At 42.2% G+C, this 19,204-nt stretch carries 16 protein-coding genes; 11 read left to right on the forward strand and 5 right to left on the reverse strand.

The features are described from left to right. On the forward strand, positions 1-261 hold a 261-nt coding region (locus HMPREF0106_RS18655), incomplete at its 5' end, for a transposase (RefSeq protein WP_008997636.1). 137 nt (positions 262-398) lie between these two features. Here the strand turns inward: HMPREF0106_RS18655 and HMPREF0106_RS18650 are convergent. Next, the gene (locus HMPREF0106_RS18650; RefSeq protein ID WP_009039272.1) at positions 399-1,088 is read right to left on the reverse strand and encodes a phosphatase PAP2 family protein; all 690 of its coding nucleotides are present in this window, start codon (positions 1,086-1,088) and stop codon (positions 399-401) included. A gap of 95 nt (positions 1,089-1,183) precedes the next feature. Continuing rightward, on the reverse strand, positions 1,184-3,019 hold the full coding sequence (locus tag HMPREF0106_RS18645; protein WP_083787888.1) for an LTA synthase family protein: 1,836 nt from the start codon (positions 3,017-3,019) through the stop codon (positions 1,184-1,186). A 131-nt stretch (positions 3,020-3,150) separates the two neighbouring features. Between HMPREF0106_RS18645 and cysK the strand changes: the two genes are divergently transcribed. Both cysK and HMPREF0106_RS18635 read left to right on the forward strand, forming a co-directional pair. Then, positions 3,151-4,101 (forward strand): cysteine synthase A, encoded by a 951-nt coding sequence (gene cysK, locus HMPREF0106_RS18640; protein ID WP_009039274.1) that lies wholly within the window; start codon positions 3,151-3,153, stop codon positions 4,099-4,101. 27 nt (positions 4,102-4,128) lie between these two features. Continuing rightward, positions 4,129-4,947 carry a tetratricopeptide repeat protein gene (locus tag HMPREF0106_RS18635; protein ID WP_009039275.1) on the forward strand — a complete coding sequence of 273 codons (819 nt, stop codon included), beginning with the start codon at positions 4,129-4,131 and terminating at the stop codon, positions 4,945-4,947. Between the two features lie 206 nt (positions 4,948-5,153). Here HMPREF0106_RS18635 and recQ read toward each other — a convergent pair whose 3' ends face one another. Continuing rightward, positions 5,154-6,962, reverse strand: a complete 1,809-nt coding sequence (gene recQ, locus HMPREF0106_RS18630) for a DNA helicase RecQ (RefSeq protein WP_008025863.1) — start codon at positions 6,960-6,962, stop codon at positions 5,154-5,156. A gap of 270 nt (positions 6,963-7,232) precedes the next feature. Between recQ and HMPREF0106_RS18625 the strand changes: the two genes are divergently transcribed. From HMPREF0106_RS18625 to hisS, 8 genes are all read left to right on the forward strand, one after another. Next, positions 7,233-7,697, forward strand: a complete 465-nt coding sequence (locus HMPREF0106_RS18625) for a helix-turn-helix domain-containing protein (RefSeq protein WP_004301101.1) — start codon at positions 7,233-7,235, stop codon at positions 7,695-7,697. 95 nt (positions 7,698-7,792) lie between these two features. Then, entirely contained in the window at positions 7,793-9,841 is a 2,049-nt protein-coding gene (locus HMPREF0106_RS18620; RefSeq protein WP_008644768.1) for a dipeptidyl-peptidase 3 family protein, read from the forward strand. 6 nt (positions 9,842-9,847) lie between these two features. Beyond that, positions 9,848-10,513 (forward strand): DNA alkylation repair protein, encoded by a 666-nt coding sequence (locus HMPREF0106_RS18615; protein ID WP_004314019.1) that lies wholly within the window; start codon positions 9,848-9,850, stop codon positions 10,511-10,513. A 256-nt stretch (positions 10,514-10,769) separates the two neighbouring features. After that, positions 10,770-11,258 (forward strand): Fur family transcriptional regulator, encoded by a 489-nt coding sequence (locus tag HMPREF0106_RS18610; protein ID WP_008025868.1) that lies wholly within the window; start codon positions 10,770-10,772, stop codon positions 11,256-11,258. Further along, a complete protein-coding gene (locus HMPREF0106_RS18605; protein ID WP_004301093.1) occupies positions 11,255-12,526 on the forward strand; it encodes an adenylosuccinate synthase in 1,272 nt (423 codons plus the stop codon). The genes HMPREF0106_RS18610 and HMPREF0106_RS18605 overlap by 4 nt, the downstream gene beginning before the upstream one ends. 109 nt (positions 12,527-12,635) lie before the next feature. Continuing rightward, the gene (locus HMPREF0106_RS18600; protein WP_008644769.1) at positions 12,636-13,934 is read left to right on the forward strand and encodes an alpha-L-fucosidase; all 1,299 of its coding nucleotides are present in this window, start codon (positions 12,636-12,638) and stop codon (positions 13,932-13,934) included. A gap of 120 nt (positions 13,935-14,054) precedes the next feature. Beyond that, positions 14,055-14,735: a zinc metallopeptidase gene (locus HMPREF0106_RS18595; protein WP_004301089.1), complete on the forward strand. Its 681-nt coding sequence runs from the start codon at positions 14,055-14,057 to the stop codon at positions 14,733-14,735. Between the two features lie 240 nt (positions 14,736-14,975). Next, a complete protein-coding gene (gene hisS / locus HMPREF0106_RS18590; protein WP_009039277.1) occupies positions 14,976-16,361 on the forward strand; it encodes a histidine--tRNA ligase in 1,386 nt (461 codons plus the stop codon). 116 nt (positions 16,362-16,477) lie between these two features. On the opposite strand, the gene hydF is transcribed toward hisS, so the two are convergent. Together hydF and hydG are read right to left on the reverse strand one after the other, a co-directional pair. Then, positions 16,478-17,668, reverse strand: coding sequence for a [FeFe] hydrogenase H-cluster maturation GTPase HydF (hydF, locus tag HMPREF0106_RS18585; RefSeq protein WP_009039278.1), 1,191 nt, complete (start codon positions 17,666-17,668; stop codon positions 16,478-16,480). A gap of 75 nt (positions 17,669-17,743) precedes the next feature. Next, on the reverse strand, positions 17,744-19,165 hold the full coding sequence (gene hydG / locus HMPREF0106_RS18580; RefSeq protein WP_009039279.1) for a [FeFe] hydrogenase H-cluster radical SAM maturase HydG: 1,422 nt from the start codon (positions 19,163-19,165) through the stop codon (positions 17,744-17,746). Between the last annotated feature and the right edge of the window lie 39 nt (positions 19,166-19,204).

Consider the following 19,204-nt stretch of genomic DNA (forward strand, 5'->3'; position numbering starts at 1 on the left):
AAAGACAGTTATTACACACGCAAGAAGAAACATAAGCTATTCTGCAAGCGTGCAGGAATAGAGCCGACTATCGGGCATTTGAAATCAGACTTTCGTTTAGGACGCAACTTTTATAAAGGTGTGTTCGGGGATGTTGTCAATCTGCTCTTAGCCGCAGCAGCGTACAACTTCAAAAGAGCCATGAGGGTTCTTTGGCTACTTGTTGAAAAAATCTGCGGGACACTGTTTTCTTGCAATATCCCGCAGATGAGTACTTTTTAAGGGACGACTATCTATAACGTGGGTGATTTTTAATATTCAGATTTTGTTTGATAACTCCACTTACTCTTCATTCTTTTTATGGAATATCTTTTTTATCATTTGAAATCTGTGTGAATCTGTGTAATCTGTGGTGAACCTTACCAGCTTTTAATTATGGAATATATAATGATACCGAGCATTGTCAGCAATCCTACATAAATAGTGACTGGCCATTGTTTTATATCTTTTCTCTTCGTACGGGTGGAAGGTTCCAAATAAATGGCTATTTTGTGAGCGATAGTACAGAATAGCCAACCGCCGAATCCTCCGATAATACCTCCTACGAGTAAATCACCGGGATAATGTACACCCAAGTATATACGTGTATAGCAGTTAAGAATTGCCCAAGTTACGATGAAAATACTTAGCCAACGTTTACGGAACAGAAATACTACAAACATGGCAAGACCCAATGAATTGGCCGCATGGCACGATGGGAAACCATAACTTCCTCCACGATACCCGTTTACGATATATACCATATCCACAATAGGGTTGTCCGGATTGGCGGGACGCAGGCGTGCCACTACCGGGCGGATGATACTGCTGCACATTTGGTCGGCAAAGGTTATCGTGAGCGCGATAGCTGCCACATAACATACGACAACTTTCCAGTGGAAATTTCTTAATAATATATATAATATGGTGGCATACATGGGAACCCAGATTATTTTACCCGTGAAGGAACTCATGAAATAATCCCAGAAAGGGGAGTGTATACCATTGAAAGATAAGAAGATATTTGTATCTATCTCCGAAAGGAATTGGACGATTTCGCTATGTATCATCAGGCTTTATTGATCTATTTTTAACGTCGCAAATATACAATAAAGAATAGTAAATGTCCTATATTACCTTATAAATATTCCATATTTCTTAATAATTAGCGTTTGGCAAGATCATCGTAGAGCTTCTGTAAGAACGCTTTTCCTTTTTCCAGATTAGCTCCTTTGGCGGTGCCTTCGTCCAGTTGTACGGTATTGGCGTCAAGATTATACACCAATTGGTTGTCGGCAGTAATCATTCCGAAATAATCCGGCCGGGTAAAGTATGCGAAATGAGGAGAGCCCGGATTCAGGATATTCTTGCTGAAAGTAAATTCATCGTGCGGTAATCCTAATTGAGCGAGCAAAGTGGCGGCAATGTCAATTTGCGAAGCATAGGTATCTACTACCAGAGGTTGTTTAATTGCACCTCCGATTAAAATCAGCGGAATGGTTTGTCCGTCCAGCGGATTTTCTATTGGATACGGATATGCACCCTGATGATCGGGAACGAGTACAAACAGTGTATTTTTCCATAGCGGTGTCTCTTGATACTGTTTCACGAAATCTCCCACGCAACTATCGGCATAGGCAAAAGAATTGAGGATTTTGTCATCCAGTCTGTGGAACGGGACTTCGAATGGTTCGTGGCTGCTTGATGTCTGTACAAGTTTCAGGAATGGCTCTTCTTGTTTTTCTTCTTTCAGGTCTTTCATCAGGCGCTGGAACAAAACGTGATCTTGTGCTCCCCATTTTCCGGTACGTTCGGACAGAGGGAAATCTTTATCGGAAATAATCTTCTCGATACCGGAAGATACCAGGTAAGAGCGCATATTGGTGAAATCGGCATCTCCTCCATAGTAATATTCGAGGCTGTATCCTGCATTTTTCAAGCTGCGGGGGATGGAAGGAAGTTTGTCCGTCTTTTCGGGATATTTCATGATGCTGGTACTCGGCTGTCCGGGATATCCGCTGATGATAGATGCCAGTCCGCGGTCTGTGCGGAAACTGCTGCCGTAGAAGTTGCTGAATAATACGCCTTCTTTTGCGAATTTATCCATGTTGACAGCCACATTGGGTTGTCCTCCGAAAGTTTCCATCAAGTGTGTGGAGAAACTCTCAAGGATAATGAAAATAATGTTCGGGCGTTGTGTATTCAATAATTGAGGGATGCTGTCTGTTGCTGCGACGGGTTTGTCTACCATCTCTGCAAATAATTCGTCGGCTATTTTCGGGTCCATGAAGCGATACTGCTTATCGAAATTATTCTGATGGGTGGCAGAATACATGAAGCTGAATGCCGGATTAATGGCTGCATGATTCATGCGTTGATCCTGACTGAAATACACTTTGCTTAAATTCATGGTGGATACGCTGAATCCGCCCCGGATAGGGATGAAGAGTGCCGCTGTCAGCAAAAGCAGTGCAAGCGAGACATTCTGGCGTCGATAAGGTATTTTCAGAGGCTTTTTCTCCCGGATAAGGACACAATAGAAAATACAGTATAGAATTGCTGCATAGATCAATATAGCCAGAATTCCAAGTAGAACAAACCAAAAACTGACACTTGCCATGGCATCTTTGGGAGAAGAGAAGAAATAGAAAATAGGAGTGGCGTCCAGACGGAATCCCCAAAATCCGTACAATCCCAAGTCAATGATAAAAATGCAGGCCATGACAAAGGCTATTACTCCGAAATATCCTTGCCGGATGCGGCGGAGTATGGATGAATTTGTCCAGGCGGAAGCAATGAGCAGGATGCCGGGGATAGCGGTCAGATAGCCTGCAAGAGATAAATCCAGTGGTAATCCGTGCCACATGACGCGGCAATAGTCACCCAAAGATGCATTAGTATATAAGTCATGGTAGTAAACCATGAAGATTGGTTTCTGAAGAACGAATAAAAGAACAAATAAAAAATAGGTCGTGAGAAATTGTATAATTCTCTTTTTCATATATGTAAACTTAAAAAGATTGAACGGATACAAAGTTACTATACTTTTCCTTATCTTTCTCATGATGTGATGTAAAACATACCTTTTTTTCCATATCTTTGTCGTGTCTGTGACAAAAATGAAGTAATAAGATGGCAAAGATTGCAAAGAAACTAACAGATTTAGTGGGGAATACCCCTTTGATGGAACTTTCCGGTTATAGTGGAAAGTATGGTCTGGAACAAAATATTATTGCCAAACTGGAGGCTTTTAATCCGGCGGGAAGTGTAAAAGACAGAGTCGCTCTTTCGATGATTGAAGATGCGGAAGCTCGTGGAGCATTGAAACCCGGTGCAACGATTATTGAGCCGACAAGCGGAAATACAGGTGTAGGGTTGGCAATGGTGGCTACTATTAAAGGGTATCACCTAATATTGACCATGCCCGAAACGATGAGTCTGGAACGGCGGAATCTGTTGAAAGCGTTGGGTGCGCAGATTGTATTGACAGATGGGCTGGGAGGGATGGCAGCTTCCATTGCCAAAGCGCAGGAGTTGCGTGATAGTATCCCCGGTTCGGTGATTTTGCAACAATTTGAGAATCCGGCCAATGCTGCTGTTCATGAACGGGCAACGGGTGAAGAAATTTGGAGGGATACAGATGGTGAAGTGGCCGTTTTTGTAGCCGGAGTTGGTACCGGAGGAACAGTCTGCGGGGTAGCCCGTGCTTTGAAGAAACATAATCCGAATATTTATATTGTTGCTGTGGAACCGGCATCATCTCCTGTGTTGGCAGGCGGAGAGGCGGCTTCGCATCGTATTCAAGGTATTGGAGCGAATTTTATCCCGAAGCTTTATGATGCTTCGGTGGTGGATGAAGTAATAGGCGTGCCAGATGATGACGCGATTCGTGCAGGACGTGAGTTAGCGGCAACAGAAGGTCTGTTGGCGGGTATTTCTTCGGGAGCAGCTGTGTATGCCGCCCGTCAACTGTCACAACGCCCGGAATTTAAGAACAAAAAAATAGTAGCGTTGTTACCTGATACGGGAGAGCGTTATTTGTCGACCGAACTGTTTGCTTTTGACGCATATCCATTGGATTAATTCATTCACTATAAAAAGACCTGAACCATGGTAAGAATAATTATAGTTTTGCTTTTTTGTTTTCCGGCTGTTACCTTTGCGCAAACCTATCAGCAATTGTCCGAGAGAGCCATTGAGTGTATCGAAAAAGACAGTCTTCCCCAGGCAGAGGAACTTTTGCTTCAGGCTTTGAAGTTGGAACCGAAAAACGCAAAGAATGCACTGCTCTTTTCTAACTTGGGATTGGTTCAGCGCCGTTTGGGCGAGTTTGATAAGGCATTGGAATCTTATTCTTTTGCACTGAACTTTGCTCCTTTGGCAGTCCCTATTTTGCTCGACCGTGCCGCCATTTATATGGAAATGGGAAAAACAGACCGTGCTTATACGGATTATTGCCAGGTGTTGGACGAGGACAAACAGAACAAAGAAGCTCTGTTGATGCGTGCTTATATTTATGTGCTCCGCCGCGATTATCCGGCTGCGAGAATAGATTATAATCGTTTATTGGAACTCGATCCGCAGAGCTATAGCGGACGGCTGGGACTGGCTACTTTGGAGCAGAAAGAAGGAAAATTCCGGGAAGCTCTTGAGATATTGAATAAGATGCTTGCGGCCACTCCTGAAGATGCGACGCTCTATATTGCCCGTGCCGATGTGGAACGTGAGATGAAACATGAAGATTTGGCATTGGTCGATTTGGAGGAAGCCATCCGGTTGGATGCTGCCTCGGCTGATGCTTATCTGTTGCGTGGAAATATCTACCTGGCACAGAAGAAGAAAGGACTGGCAAAAGCTGACTTTGAAAAAGCTATTTCATTGGGAGTGCCTCCGGCTGATTTGCACGAGCAATTGCGGCAATGCAAGTGAAGTTATTAATAAGCCAACTATATCTTTCCGGTTTACATAAGTGAGCGCCTTTTGTTATAGGCATTAGTTCGTTCCACAGTTGTTTCCCTTTAGTTCTACCTATGTGGAACTAAAGGGAAACAACTGTGGAACGGAAAGATAACCTTAGTGGAACGAATAATCATTAGTCAGGTGACTCGTTAATATATACTATTCAAGAATTTCTTTTATTCTACGAACTGTCTAATCAGATTTACGAAATCCTTTCCATATTTCTTTTTCTTGTGTTCGCCGATACCACTGATTTCTCCAAACTCTTCGATGGTGGTGGGACGTGAGATGCAAAGCAGATGCAACACTTTGTCTGACAAGACGATATAGGCGGGCAAAGCTTCCTGATCGGCAAGTTGTTTTCTTAATCCTCGCAATGCTTCGAACAAATCTTGGCTTTCGCCGCCTGCCGCGCCGAAGGGGAGTTCTTTGGCGATAACCACTTTTTTCTTTTTTCCTTTTCGGGTAACTGCTTCCTCATGCTGGATAACTACCAATGCCGCTTGTGTCCTTCCGAAGAGAACATCACTTCCGCTTGACGTTATTTTGAGATGATTATTCTCATTATAAGCTATTTCAAAGTAGCCGAGTTGCAGCATTTGAAGCAGATAGTCTTGCCAGTCACGAGGAGGAATGTCGCGTCCGGCACCGAACGTTTTAAGTTCCTGATACCCTTTTCCGGTTACTTCCGCAGAATAGTTTCCACGAAGAATATCAATCAACACTCCTGTGCTGATTTGTTGTTCTGTGCGTGCGATGGCACTTAATGCTTTTTGCACGATGACTGTACCGTCGAATCGTTGAGGGGGATTTTTACAAACATCGCAGTTACCGCAATCCTCTGTTGTTGTTTCTCCGAAGTAGCTTAATAAGATTCTTCGTCGGCAAATATCGGCCTCTGCGTATTGCTGCATACGTTGGAGCTTTTCCAGATTGATATTTTGCTGATTACTTTCCGAAGCGAATTTAGTTAGTAATATTAAGTCGCCTAATGAATAAAACAGGACAGTATTGCTGGGAAGCCCGTCACGTCCGGCACGTCCTATTTCCTGATAAAAGCTTTCTATACTTTTAGGCAGGTTATAATGTATCACCCAGCGGACATTTGATTTATCAATCCCCATTCCAAAAGCAATGGTGGCACATACCACTTGTATGCGGTCGTTAATAAAATCATTCTGTGTTTCGTCCCGGTGTTGAGTGGATAACCCGGCGTGATAAACACCGCAGCGGATACCCTGCTTCTGTAACATCTGTGCGACGGTTTCCGTCTTACTTCGACTCATGCAGTAAATAATCCCGCTTTCTTCCCCGTGGCGGTGGATAAATTCTAAGATAGCCTTGTTCTTTTCCTTCGCTTGAAATCCACGTTTCACAGTCAGGCTGATGTTGGGACGGTCGAACGAGGAAATGAAGGTACGCGGATGGTTCAGATGCAATTGCCGTACGATGTCTTCACGCGTGATTTTATCCGCGGTGGCAGTTAGTGCGACAATTGGTATTTGCGGAAATTGTTGGTGGAGCACTCCCATTTGTGTGTATTCCGGACGGAAATCATGTCCCCATTGCGAAATACAATGAGCTTCATCAATAGCAAACAGAGAGATGTTCATATCCCGCAACAAATAGTCCTTTTCAGCTAAAAGTTTTTCCGGTGAAATGTAAAGCAGCTTCAGGCGACCTTCAATGCATGCGCGGCGCAGATTAGCGTTTTCTGTTTCGTCATTACTGCTGTTCAGCGCTCCGGCAGCGATGCCGTTTGCCAGCAATGCTTCTACCTGATCTTTCATCAATGAGATGAGGGGAGAAACGACAACGGCAGTACCTTCGCAAAGCAGTGCGGGAAGTTGGTAACAGATTGATTTCCCCCCACCAGTGGGCATTAATACCAATGCATCCTGTTTGTTCAGGATGTGTCGGATGATTTCTTCTTGCAGAGGACGGAAATTATCGTACCCGAAATATGTCTTTAAAGTCTCTCTCATTGATGCTGATTTATCCATGCTGCAAAGGTACATTTTTCTTTGGCAATTTTTCATCATGTGTAGATTTCTGTTTCTGATATGAATTATAAATAAGTTAAAGTTTCTTATTATTCGGACTCATTCCTTCTTTTTCAAGGTTTTTGATTGTTTATTTAGAAAAAAAATGCACAAAATAATTGTGTGTTTAAAAAAAAAGTAAGACATTTGTAACATGTTACGTTGCAAATGAGCAATTATTAACAAATGAACAAACCCTAACCAGTTAATTCAATGAGCGATTTAGAGAACAAAAAAACGGAAGAAACTCCGAAAAAACGTCCCTACAATTTGAGGGAAAAGAAAGAAAAGAAGGCTGCATACAGGTCTTTGATTAGACCGGAATTGGCAGACGAGTTGTATGACAAGATCCTGAATATCATCGTTGTACAGAAGAAGTACAAGGATCCTGACTATTCAGCTAAGGACTTGGCGAAAGAATTGAAGACGAATACTCGTTACCTTTCTGCAGTAGTAAACTCACGCTTTGGCATGAACTATTCTTGCCTGTTGAATGAATACAGAGTAAAAGATGCTTTGCATTTATTGACTGACAAACGTTATGCCGACAAAAATGTGGAAGAAATTAGTGCCATGGTTGGCTTTGCAAATCGTCAATCTTTTTACGCTGCATTTTACAAAAACGTAGGTGAGACTCCTAATGGATATCGCAAAAAACATCTCGAAAATAAGAAATAATTGCGCGTTCCGAAATTAGTCAAAAGGAATTACCTCTAAATGAAAGATTTTGGAGATAATTCCTTTTCTCATTTTAATTAATCAATGCTAGCATTATGAAAAAACATCTGATTTTAATGACAGTGGCCGCTACGCTTTTAACATCGTGCGGAGGAAGTAAAACAACAACTGCTGAAGCAGACAAATTTGATTATACAGTGGAACAATTTGCTGATTTACAGATATTGCGTTATAAAGTTCCCGGATTTGAAGAACTGACGCTGAAACAGAAGGAACTGATTTATTACCTGACAGAGGCTGCTCTGGAGGGAAGGGATATTCTGTTTGACCAGAATGGAAAATATAATTTGAGAATCCGTCGGATGCTCGAAGCAGTATATACAAACTATCAGGGAGATAAAACAACGCCTGATTTTAAAAATATGGAGGTGTATCTGAAAAGGGTATGGTTCTCCAATGGTATTCATCACCACTATGGTACGGAGAAATTCGTGCCCAACTTCTCGCAGGAGTTCTTGAAACAGGCTGTACTCGGTATAGATGCCAAGTTGCTGCCGTTGGCGAAAGGACAGACTGCCGAACAACTTTGTGCCGAACTGTTTCCGGTGATTTTCGATCCGACTGTTATGCCGAAACGGGTAAACCAGGCAGATGGCGAAGATCTTGTGTTGACTTCTGCTTGTAACTATTATGACGGAGTGACGCAGAAAGAGGCAGAGAGTTTTTATAGCGCCCTGAAAGACCCGAAAGACGAAACACCGGTTTCTTACGGGCTGAACAGTCGGCTGGTCAAAGAAAACGGAAAGTTGGAGGAGAAAGTTTGGAAAGTAGGCGGACTCTATACACAGGCAATAGAGAAGATTGTTTATTGGCTGAAGAAAGCGGAAGGTGTAGCAGAGAATGAGGCACAAAAGGCCGTCATCACCAAACTGATTCAATTCTATGAAACAGGCAATCTGAAAGATTTCGATGAATATGCCATTCTTTGGGTGAAAGACCTTGATTCACGAATCGACTTTGTGAATGGATTTACTGAAAGTTACGGTGACCCGTTGGGTATGAAAGCGAGCTGGGAGTCTTTGGTGAATTTCAAAGATTTGGAATCAACGCACCGCACAGAGATAATCAGTAGCAATGCGCAGTGGTTTGAAGATCATTCTCCGGTAGATAAATCTTTCAAGAAAGAAAAGGTAAAAGGGGTATCGGCTAAAGTGATTACTGCCGCTATCCTTGCAGGTGATCTTTACCCGGCAACGGCTATCGGTATCAATCTGCCGAATGCAAACTGGATTCGTGCTCACCACGGCTCTAAATCGGTGACAATCGGAAATATAACAGATGCTTATAATAAAGCCGCTCACGGAAACGGATTCAACGAAGAATTTGTTTATAGCGATGCGGAAATACAACTGATCGATGCGTATTCTGATTTAACGGATGAGCTGCATACGGACTTGCACGAATGTTTAGGACACGGTTCCGGTAAGTTACTTCCGGAGGTAGATCCTGATGCTTTGAAAGCATACGGCTCTACCATCGAAGAGGCGCGTGCCGATTTGTTCGGATTGTATTATGTGGCTGACCCTAAGCTGGTGGAACTGGGACTTCTCTCTTCTCCCGATGCTTATAAAGCTCAATATTATACTTATCTGATGAACGGTCTGATGACGCAATTGGTACGTATCGAACCGGGAAATACTGTGGAAGAAGCTCACATGCGTAACCGCCAGTTGATAGCCCGTTGGGTATTTGAGAAGGGGGCTGCCGATAAAGTGGTGGAATTGGTGAAGAAAGACGGAAAGACTTATGTGGTTATCAATGACTATCAGAAAGTACGCGAGCTTTTCGGCGAATTGTTGGCTGAAATCCAGCGAATCAAATCGACAGGCGACTTTGAAGGTGCCCGTTCATTGGTAGAAAACTATGCCGTAAAAGTAGATCCGGCTTTACATGCAGAAGTTCTGGAACGTTATAAGAAGTTGAATCTGGCTCCTTATAAAGGTTTTGTGAATCCGAAATACGAACTGGTGACAGATGAAAACGGAAACGTTACGGATGTCACAGTTTCTTATGATGAAGGTTATGTAGAACAAATGTTGCGTTACAGCACTGATTATTCTCCGCTGCCTTCCATAAACAACTGATCTGAAATGGATATTAAAGAACAATTGAAAGATATCAAGACACAGCTCCGTCTCTCTATGAACGGGGCTGTGTCCCAAAGTATGCGCGAGAAAGGGCTGGTTTATAAACTCAATTTCGGAGTGGAACTGCCTCGTATCAAGATGATTGCCGAAGGTTACGAAAAGAATCATGACCTGGCGCAGGCTTTATGGAAAGAGGAAATTCGTGAGTGTAAGATTCTGGCGGGAATGCTTCAGCCGATCGAAACGTTTTATCCCGAGATAGCCGATATTTGGGTGGAAAACATCCGGAATATCGAAATAGCAGAACTGACTTGTATGAATCTCTTCCAGCATTTACCGTATGCTCCGGCCAAATCTTTTCACTGGATTGCCGACGAACAGGAGTACGTGCAGACTTGTGGTTTCCTGACTGCCGCCCGTCTTCTGATGAAGAAAGGGGATATGACCGAACGTGCCTCCGGCGAATTGCTCGACCAGGCGATTTGTGCGGTACATTCCGACAGCTATCATATTCGTAACGCAGCTTTGCTGGTTATCCGCAAATATATGCAGCATAGCGAGGAACATGCTTTTCAAGTATGCCGCCTGGTGGAAGGTATGGCTGATTCTACTTTGGAAGGAGAGCAGATGCTCTACAATATGGTGAAAGAAGAGCTTGCTGTAGACTAATCTTATTTTCATGGAGTAAGTCCTTTTATTAAATAACGGTTTAATTTTTTAGACGCGGATAACACGGATGACGCGTCTAAAAAATAAACCGTCTTGTTATTCGTTTATTATATAAGCCAATCTACAAAACGAATGATAGCCTCCATTTAATTTATAAAAAAACTGTCTAACTCTGTGATGAACTAAAAAAACTTCTCTTTATCATTTGCTTTCCGCAAAAAAGGCTTAACTTTGTTCGCGCTAATTTTGGCTGATGATGGAAACTCAAAACGTGAAAGATACAGTAAGGCAGATATTCACGGAATATCTCACGGCGAACGGGCATCGAAAGACTCCTGAACGCTACGCCATACTCGATACTATTTATTCTATCGACGGTCATTTCGATATTGACATGCTTTATTCACGAATGATGGACCAGGAGAATTTCCGGGTGAGCCGGGCGACTCTCTACAACACCATTATTCTTCTTATCAATGCACGGCTGGTCATTAAGCATCAGTTCGGTACTTCCTCCCAATACGAAAAATCATATAATCGCGAGACACATCATCATCAGATATGTACTCAATGTGGTAAAGTGACCGAGTTTCAGAACGAGGAACTGCAGCAAGCCATTGAAAATACGAAATTGAGCCGCTTCCAGCTTTCGCATTACTCCTTATATATATATGGAGTATGTAGTAAGTGCGACAGAGCTAACAAACGGAAAAAAGTAAATAACAACAATAAAAAAGAAAAATGAAAGTAGATGTTCTATTAGGATTACAATGGGGCGACGAAGGTAAAGGAAAAGTAGTCGACGTTTTAACACCTAAGTATGATGTGGTTGCTCGTTTTCAGGGCGGCCCGAATGCCGGTCACACGCTTGAGTTTGAAGGACAGAAATATGTGCTTCGCTCTATTCCTTCCGGTATTTTTCAAGGAAACAAGGTAAACATCATCGGTAACGGTGTGGTACTTGATCCGGCATTGTTTAAAGCAGAGGCAGAAGCACTTGAAGCATCGGGTCATCCGCTGAAAGAACGTTTGCACATTTCAAAGAAAGCTCATCTTATTCTTCCGACACACCGTATTCTGGATGCTGCATACGAAGCAGCCAAAGGTGATGCTAAAGTAGGAACTACTGGTAAGGGTATCGGCCCTACTTACACGGATAAAGTGAGCCGTAACGGTGTTCGTGTAGGTGATATTCTTCATAATTTCGATCAGAAGTATGCTGCCGCAAAAGCTCGTCACGAACAAATTCTGAAGAGCTTGAATTATGAATACGATCTTACTGAACTGGAAAAAGCATGGTTGGAAGGTATCGAATACCTGAAACAATTCCATTTCGTAGATAGCGAACATGAAGTGAATAACCTGTTGAAGGATGGTAAGAGCGTGCTTTGTGAAGGAGCGCAGGGTACTATGCTTGATATTGATTTCGGTTCATATCCGTTTGTGACTTCTTCCAATACCGTATGTGCGGGAGCCTGCACCGGACTTGGAGTGGCACCTAACCGTATCGGTGAAGTATATGGTATCTTCAAGGCATACTGTACTCGTGTAGGAGCAGGTCCGTTCCCATCAGAACTGTTTGACGAAACAGGCGACAAGATGTGTACGTTGGGACATGAATTCGGTTCTGTAACCGGTCGTAAACGTCGTTGCGGATGGATCGACCTGGTAGCGTTGAAGTATTCCGTTATGATAAACGGAGTTACCAAATTGATTATGATGAAGAGCGATGTACTCGATACTTTCGAAACAATCAAAGCGTGTGTTGCTTACAAAGTGAACGGTGAAGAGATCGACTACTTCCCGTATGACATCACAGAAGGCGTAGAACCTGTATATGCAGAGCTTCCGGGCTGGCAGACAGATATGACCAAGATGCAGAGCGAAGATGAATTCCCGGAAGAATTCAATGCTTACCTGACTTTCCTGGAAGAACAGCTTGGTGTAGAAATCAAGATTGTATCTGTAGGACCAGACAGAGCACAGACCATCGAGCGTTATACTGAAGAATAACAATTGATTTATTATATGGAGGAAAGGCGGAGATTGAAGAAAAACTCCGCCTTTCTTGTTCAATCCTTTGTATAGTCTATCCTAAACACACAAAAATAATGTATGCCTTATGAAAACACGTTTTATAACTTTCCTTTTGTTGTTCGTAATGAACTTGGGAGTATTTGCGCAATCCTCCTATCAGCCTACCGAAGAGAATCTGAAAGCACGGCAGGAATTTCAGGATAATAAGTTTGGTATTTTTCTTCATTGGGGGCTATACGCTATGCTCGCTACCGGTGAGTGGACTATGACAAACAATAATCTGAATTATAAAGAGTATGCCAAACTGGCAGGCGGATTTTATCCTTCCAAGTTTGACGCGGATAAATGGGTGGAGGCTATTAAAGCTTCGGGAGCCAAATATATCTGTTTTACTACCCGTCATCATGAAGGTTTTTCTATGTTTGACACTAAGTATTCGGATTATAACGTAGTCAAAGCTACTCCTTTTAAAAGAGATATTGTGAAAGAGCTGGCAGCAGCCTGTGCCAAGCAGGGCATCAAGCTCCATTTTTATTATTCACATCTTGACTGGGCGCGCGAGGACTATCCCTGGGGACGTACAGGACAGGGCACAGGTCGCTTGAACTCGAAAGGAGATTGGAAAAGTTATTATCAATTTATGAATAACCAGTTGACAGAATTGCTGACGAATTACGGTCCGATAGGTGCTATTTGGTTTGACGGATGGTGGGATCAGCCCAAAACTTTTAACTGGGAATTACCGGAACAGTATGCTCTGATTCACAAACTCCAACCGGGGTGTCTGGTGGGTAATAATCATCATCAGACGCCTTTTGATGGAGAAGATATTCAGATTTTCGAACGCGATCTGCCGGGTGAGAATGCTTCGGGACTTTCCGGACAGGAGGTGAGTCGTCTGCCGTTGGAAACTTGTGAAACAATGAATGGTATGTGGGGATATAAGATTACCGATCAGAATTATAAATCAACAAAGACATTGATTCACTATCTGGTGAAGGCAGCCGGTAAGAATGCCAATCTTTTGATGAATATCGGCCCTCAACCCGATGGGGAACTTCCTGCGGTAGCTGTACAACGCTTGGCAGAGATGGGAGAGTGGATGAAACAATATGGTGAAACGATTTATGGAACACGAAGCGGTGCAGTTGCTCCACATGATTGGGGAGTGACAACACAAAAAGGAAATAAACTCTATGTGCATATTCTCGACCTGAAAGATGCGGCTTTGTTCCTGCCGTTGTCAGATAAGAAGGTCAAGAAGGCAGTCTTGTTTAAAGACCAGTCTCCGGTTCGTTTCACAAAGACGAAAGCCGGTGTTTTGCTCGAATTCGCCGAGGTTCCGAAAGATATTGACTATGTGGTAGAACTGACAATTGACTAATTTTTAGCTAATTCTTCATAAAAGCAAGGGGAAACTATTCTGACATTGAACGTTTCCCCTTATTTTTGGCAAACAATTTGTTTATAAAGATATAGAGTAATAATTAAAATTGAAAAGTATATGATGTCTTATTGGGTATTATTTATAGGAATCGCTGTTGTAAGTTGGTTGGTACAGATGAATTTGCAAAACAAATTCAAGAAGTACTCTAAGATTCCTACAGGAAATGGAATGACAGGACGCGACGTTGCTTTAAAAATGTTGCATGACAATGGAATTTATGACGTACAGGTTACACATACGCCGGGACGGTTGACCGACCACTACAATCCTACTAACAAAACGGTGAATTTGAGTGAAGGGGTGTATGAAAGTAACAGTATAATGGCAGCTGCCGTAGCAGCCCATGAATGTGGACACGCTGTACAACATGCACGCATGTATGCTCCGTTGAAAATGCGTAGTGCGCTGGTTCCGGTGGTAAACTTTGCCTCTTCCATTATGACGTGGGTATTGTTGGGTGGTATCTTGTTGATAAACTCTTTCCCGCAGTTATTGCTGGCAGGTATTATCCTGTTTGCTATGACTACATTGTTCAGCTTTATCACGCTGCCGGTGGAAATCAATGCAAGTAAACGTGCGTTGGTCTGGTTGAGTTCATCCGGCATTACTAATTCGTACAATCATGCACAGGCTGAAGATGCTCTTCGTTCTGCTGCTTATACGTATGTAGTTGCTGCATTAGGCTCACTGGCTACATTGGTATACTACATCATGATCTTCATGGGTAGAAGAGACTAAGAAATGAAAAAGGGAGAAAAGTACGTTTATTAACTTCTCTCCATAGAATATAAAAAGATTCTCCGCAGTCTTTCCGAAGACTATGGAGGATTTTTTGTATTGTTTAGGGTCTTACTTGAGTGTTTCTTTACGATATTGATAGGGGATGGACACAATACGGGTGATTTTTTCAAATATATGTAAGTATTGCTCGGAAATTTGCAGTAAATTTGCGCAATTAAAATTATAAACAGTAATATTATGGCAGCAAAACCAAGTATTCCTAAAGGAACTCGTGACTTTTCGCCGGTAGAAATGGCGAAGCGTAATTATATATTCAATACGATTCGTGACGTATATCATTTGTATGGATTCCAGCAGATAGAGACTCCTTCGATGGAGATGCTTTCTACATTGATGGGAAAGTACGGCGATGAGGGAGATAAACTACTCTTTAAGATTCAGAACTCTGGAGATTACTTTTCCGGGATTACTGACGAAGAATTGTTAAGCCGTAATGCTGCCAAACTGGCAAGCAAATTCTGTGAGAAAGGTTTGCGTTACGACTTGACAGTGCCTTTTGCCCGTTATGTAGTGATGCATCGTGATGAGATCACTTTCCCGTTCAAACGCTATCAGATTCAACCGGTATGGCGTGCCGACCGCCCGCAGAAAGGACGTTATCGCGAATTTTATCAATGTGATGCCGATGTTGTAGGAAGCGATTCGTTATTGAACGAAGTGGAATTGATGCAGATTGTCGATACCGTTTTTAGTCGTTTCAATATTCGTGTATGTATTAAGATTAACAACCGCAAGATTCTTTCCGGCATCGCTGAAATTATAGGCGAATCGGATAAGATTGTAGATATTACCGTAGCTATTGATAAATTGGATAAAATCGGTTTGGATAATGTAAATGCCGAACTGAAAGAGAAGGGAATCAGTGATGAGGCTATTGCCAAGTTGCAGCCGATCATTCTTCTTAGTGGTACGAATGCGGAAAAGTTGAACAAACTCAGAAAAATATTGAGAGATAGTGAAATTGGTTTGCAAGGAGTAGAAGAAATAGATTTTATTAGAAAGACATTGTGGAATGACGTTCCTCGATTGAAGAATAAGATGGAGATTGATTTGACTTTGGCTCGTGGATTGAATTATTATACAGGTGCTATTTTTGAAGTGAAAGCGTTAGATGTGCAAATTGGTAGTATTACAGGTGGCGGTCGTTATGATAATCTGACAGGAGTATTTGGTCTGGAAAATGTATCAGGTGTAGGGATTTCCTTTGGTGCTGACCGTATTTTTGATGTATTGAACCAGCTTGAACTTTATCCAAAAGAAGCAACAGATGGTACAAAAGTCCTTTTTTTGAATCTTGGTGAAAAGGAGTCTAAAATTTCTATGTATATACTGAATAAAGTACGTAATGCTGGTATTCATGCGGAAATCTTCCCTGATATAGCAAGAAAAAATAAACAACAAAATAAGCAGATGAGTTATGCTAAAGCTAAGAATATTCCTTTTGTTGCTATAGTGGAAGAGAAAGAAATGAACAATAAAAAGAATATTAGATTGAAGAATATGAAAACAGGAAAATATAAGTTTGTTTCGGCAGAAGAACTGATTGCTGTTGTGAAGAAATAAGCAGAGAGTAATGGAAATTATAAAATTATTAACTGCTCTCAAAGTAGAGCAGTTAATAATTTATGTATATTGCGAAAGTCCGGTATTTCACCGGATTCTTTCCTTTTAATCGGGATTTAATATTTTATTTGATCTAGTATTCCATTGAGGAAAGCAATTGCTACTCCATAGTTCGTCATAGGAATGTGCTGCTCCCGCGCACGTTCGATGCGACTAAGTACGTATTTACGGTTAAACATACATGCTCCGCAATGGATAACTAAAGAGTAAGGAGTCAGATCTTGTGGAAAGTCGGTTCCTGCTACCATATCAATTTGCAGATTCTCTCCAATCCGTTTCCGTAACAAACGAGGAAGTTTCACTCTTCCTATATCTTCTGAAAGGGGAGCGTGCGTACAAGCTTCCGCTATCAGTACACGTGACGATTCCGTCAGTCTTTCGATGACAGCTGCACTTTCTACATAATAGTGAATATCACCCTTATAACCTGCGAAAAGCACCGAGAAAGAAGTCAGTTCACTTTCCTTTGGTTTCTGTTCATAAATCGCTTTGAAAACTTGTGAATCGGTGATGATTAACTTCGGAGGACGGGCAAGGGCTTGTAGGGTTGCAGAAAACTTATCAGTGGTGCAAGTCATTACGAAGCATTTTTTATCCAACAATTCACGGATAGTCTGCACTTGCGGTAAGATCAGTCTGCCTTTGGGAGCTTGGATATCCTGCGGCATTACTAAAAGTACAAGGTCATTCTCTGTAACAAGTTCCCCGGTGATACTTTGTTGACCGAAGTCCGAAGGTAATTTTTCGAGGATGGCTTGCCGGATCAGTTCGATTCCTATCTTTTCTTTGGCACTGATAAGCAAGGGGTGTATTTTACATTGTTCCTCGATATATGTAGCTAAATGATCGCTATTCTCTCGTATATCTATTTTATTCAATACCGGAATGACAGGGATATTCTTCTCTTTCAATAGCGCCAGTATCTCTTTTTCATGAAAAAAGGTAGTGTCTTCACATAATAACAATGCAATATCCGTTTTCTCAATAGCCTTTAAAGTCCGGCTGATACGCAGTTCTCCAAGCTCTCCTTCGTCATCGAATCCCGGAGTATCTATAAAAAGACAAGGACCAATACCTTGAATCTCCATTGCTTTAGACACAAGGTCGGTAGTCGTTCCGGGAGTATTTGAAACGAGCGCGATGTCCTGTCCTGTCAACGCATTGATAAGAGAAGACTTACCACTATTCCGTCTACCAAAAAGGGTGATATGAAGTCTGTTAGCATTTGGAGTATCTGTTAAGCCCATGTTTGTTAGTGATTAGTTTATTAGTGATTGGTAGTTAGTAGTTAATGATTTGTTTAATCACTAACCTGTTAATCATTAAAATCTAAAGTCTCTTTGTCCTGCAGCTATTGCTTTGAGATTCCGGATAGCTATTTCCCTGATTTTGGGATTGGGGATTCGTTCCGTTTCTTTTAGAATCAGTTCCAATCCTTTCTGTCGCGTATCTTCTGAAGCATAATCTTCCAGATACTCTTTCAGAGTCATTAGGGCATTCGGTCCGCAACAGTTTGCTATCTGACCGGATTTTACTAATGACATGAAACGGTCTCCCGTCCGTCCTTCCCGGTAACAGGCTGTACAGAAACTGGGGATATATCCGAGTTCGAGCAACCAGTTGACCACCTCGTCCAATGTCCGGGTGTCGCTCACATCAAATTGGGCAGAATTATGATCGGGTAATTCCGTTTCAGCATATCCGCCTACACTGGTACGCGAACCGCCACTGATTTGTGAAATACCCAATTCGAGCACTTTCTTGCGTGATTCTTGCGATTCACGTGTAGAAATAATCATTCCCGTATAAGGAACGGCAATTCGGATAACAGCTACAATCTTGCTGAATATCTCATCCGAAATTGCGTTCGGGAAATCTTCCGCATCGATGTCATCTGCCGAACAGATGCGCGGCACACTGATTGTATGCGGCCCTACACCGAATTTGGCTTCCAAATGTTCGGCATGCATTAATAATCCGATAAAATCATACCGATAAGTATTCAAACCGAAAAGGACGCCAATGCCTACATCATCGATTCCTCCTTCCATCGCGCGGTCCATTGCTTCGGTGTGATAGGCGTAATTGCTTTTAGGTCCGGTGGGATGGAGAGCTTCGTAGTTATCTTTGTGATAAGTCTCTTGGAATAAGATATACGTGCCGATACCCGCTTCTTTCAATCGGCGATAATTTTCTACTGTAGTGGCTGCGATATTTACGTTTACCCGGCGGATAGCTCCGTTTTTATGCTTGATACTATAAATCGTCTGAATAGATTCCAGAATATATTCTATCGGGTTCAGTGACGGATGCTCACCGGCTTCAAGAGCCAGTCGCTTATGTCCCATATCCTGCAAAGCAATTACCTCCCGGCGGATTTCTTCCTGTGTCAGTTTCTTGCGTGCAATAGTTTTGTTTTTGGCATGATACGGACAATATACGCAACCGTTTACGCAATGATTAGATAAATAAAGCGGTGCGAACATGACGATACGGTTGCCGTAAAACTTCTGTTTGATTTCTTTAGCGAGATGAAAGATACGTTCTATCAGGTCAGGTTGGTTACACTCCAGCAGAATAGCCGCTTCCCGGTGTGTCAGTCCCTTGCACAACGCTGCCTTTTCAATCAGTTGTTCAATCAGGACACGATTATCCTTATTGTTCTGTGCATATTCCAGCGTATCCAAAATTTCTTCGTGATGGATAAACTCTTCTGCTTTGGATGAATCTTTTTGGTATATCATAATATTCTTTGTTTTTTCACCACAGATTACACGGATTCA

Origin of the sequence: Bacteroides sp. D22, assembly GCF_000163675.1 — a bacterium.
GTDB lineage: Bacteria > Bacteroidota > Bacteroidia > Bacteroidales > Bacteroidaceae > Bacteroides > Bacteroides xylanisolvens.

What these genes read in the sequence shown, in the direction of transcription:
- HMPREF0106_RS18635 (WP_009039275.1), top strand. Translation starts at nt 4,129, where the DNA reads ATGGTAAGAATAATTATAGTTTTGCTTTTTTGTTTTCCGGCTGTTACC.
- HMPREF0106_RS18615 (WP_004314019.1), top strand. Translation starts at nt 9,848, where the DNA reads ATGGATATTAAAGAACAATTGAAAGATATCAAGACACAGCTCCGTCTC.
- hydF (WP_009039278.1), bottom strand. Translation starts at nt 17,668, where the DNA reads ATGGGCTTAACAGATACTCCAAATGCTAACAGACTTCATATCACCCTT.
- HMPREF0106_RS18620 (WP_008644768.1), top strand. Translation starts at nt 7,793, where the DNA reads ATGAAAAAACATCTGATTTTAATGACAGTGGCCGCTACGCTTTTAACA.
- HMPREF0106_RS18645 (WP_083787888.1), bottom strand. Translation starts at nt 3,019, where the DNA reads ATGAAAAAGAGAATTATACAATTTCTCACGACCTATTTTTTATTTGTT.
- HMPREF0106_RS18605 (WP_004301093.1), top strand. Translation starts at nt 11,255, where the DNA reads ATGAAAGTAGATGTTCTATTAGGATTACAATGGGGCGACGAAGGTAAA.
- HMPREF0106_RS18595 (WP_004301089.1), top strand. Translation starts at nt 14,055, where the DNA reads ATGATGTCTTATTGGGTATTATTTATAGGAATCGCTGTTGTAAGTTGG.
- HMPREF0106_RS18650 (WP_009039272.1), bottom strand. Translation starts at nt 1,088, where the DNA reads ATGATACATAGCGAAATCGTCCAATTCCTTTCGGAGATAGATACAAAT.
- HMPREF0106_RS18610 (WP_008025868.1), top strand. Translation starts at nt 10,770, where the DNA reads ATGGAAACTCAAAACGTGAAAGATACAGTAAGGCAGATATTCACGGAA.
- HMPREF0106_RS18600 (WP_008644769.1), top strand. Translation starts at nt 12,636, where the DNA reads ATGAAAACACGTTTTATAACTTTCCTTTTGTTGTTCGTAATGAACTTG.
- recQ (WP_008025863.1), bottom strand. Translation starts at nt 6,962, where the DNA reads ATGAGAGAGACTTTAAAGACATATTTCGGGTACGATAATTTCCGTCCT.
- cysK (WP_009039274.1), top strand. Translation starts at nt 3,151, where the DNA reads ATGGCAAAGATTGCAAAGAAACTAACAGATTTAGTGGGGAATACCCCT.
- hydG (WP_009039279.1), bottom strand. Translation starts at nt 19,165, where the DNA reads ATGATATACCAAAAAGATTCATCCAAAGCAGAAGAGTTTATCCATCAC.
- HMPREF0106_RS18625 (WP_004301101.1), top strand. Translation starts at nt 7,233, where the DNA reads ATGAGCGATTTAGAGAACAAAAAAACGGAAGAAACTCCGAAAAAACGT.
- hisS (WP_009039277.1), top strand. Translation starts at nt 14,976, where the DNA reads ATGGCAGCAAAACCAAGTATTCCTAAAGGAACTCGTGACTTTTCGCCG.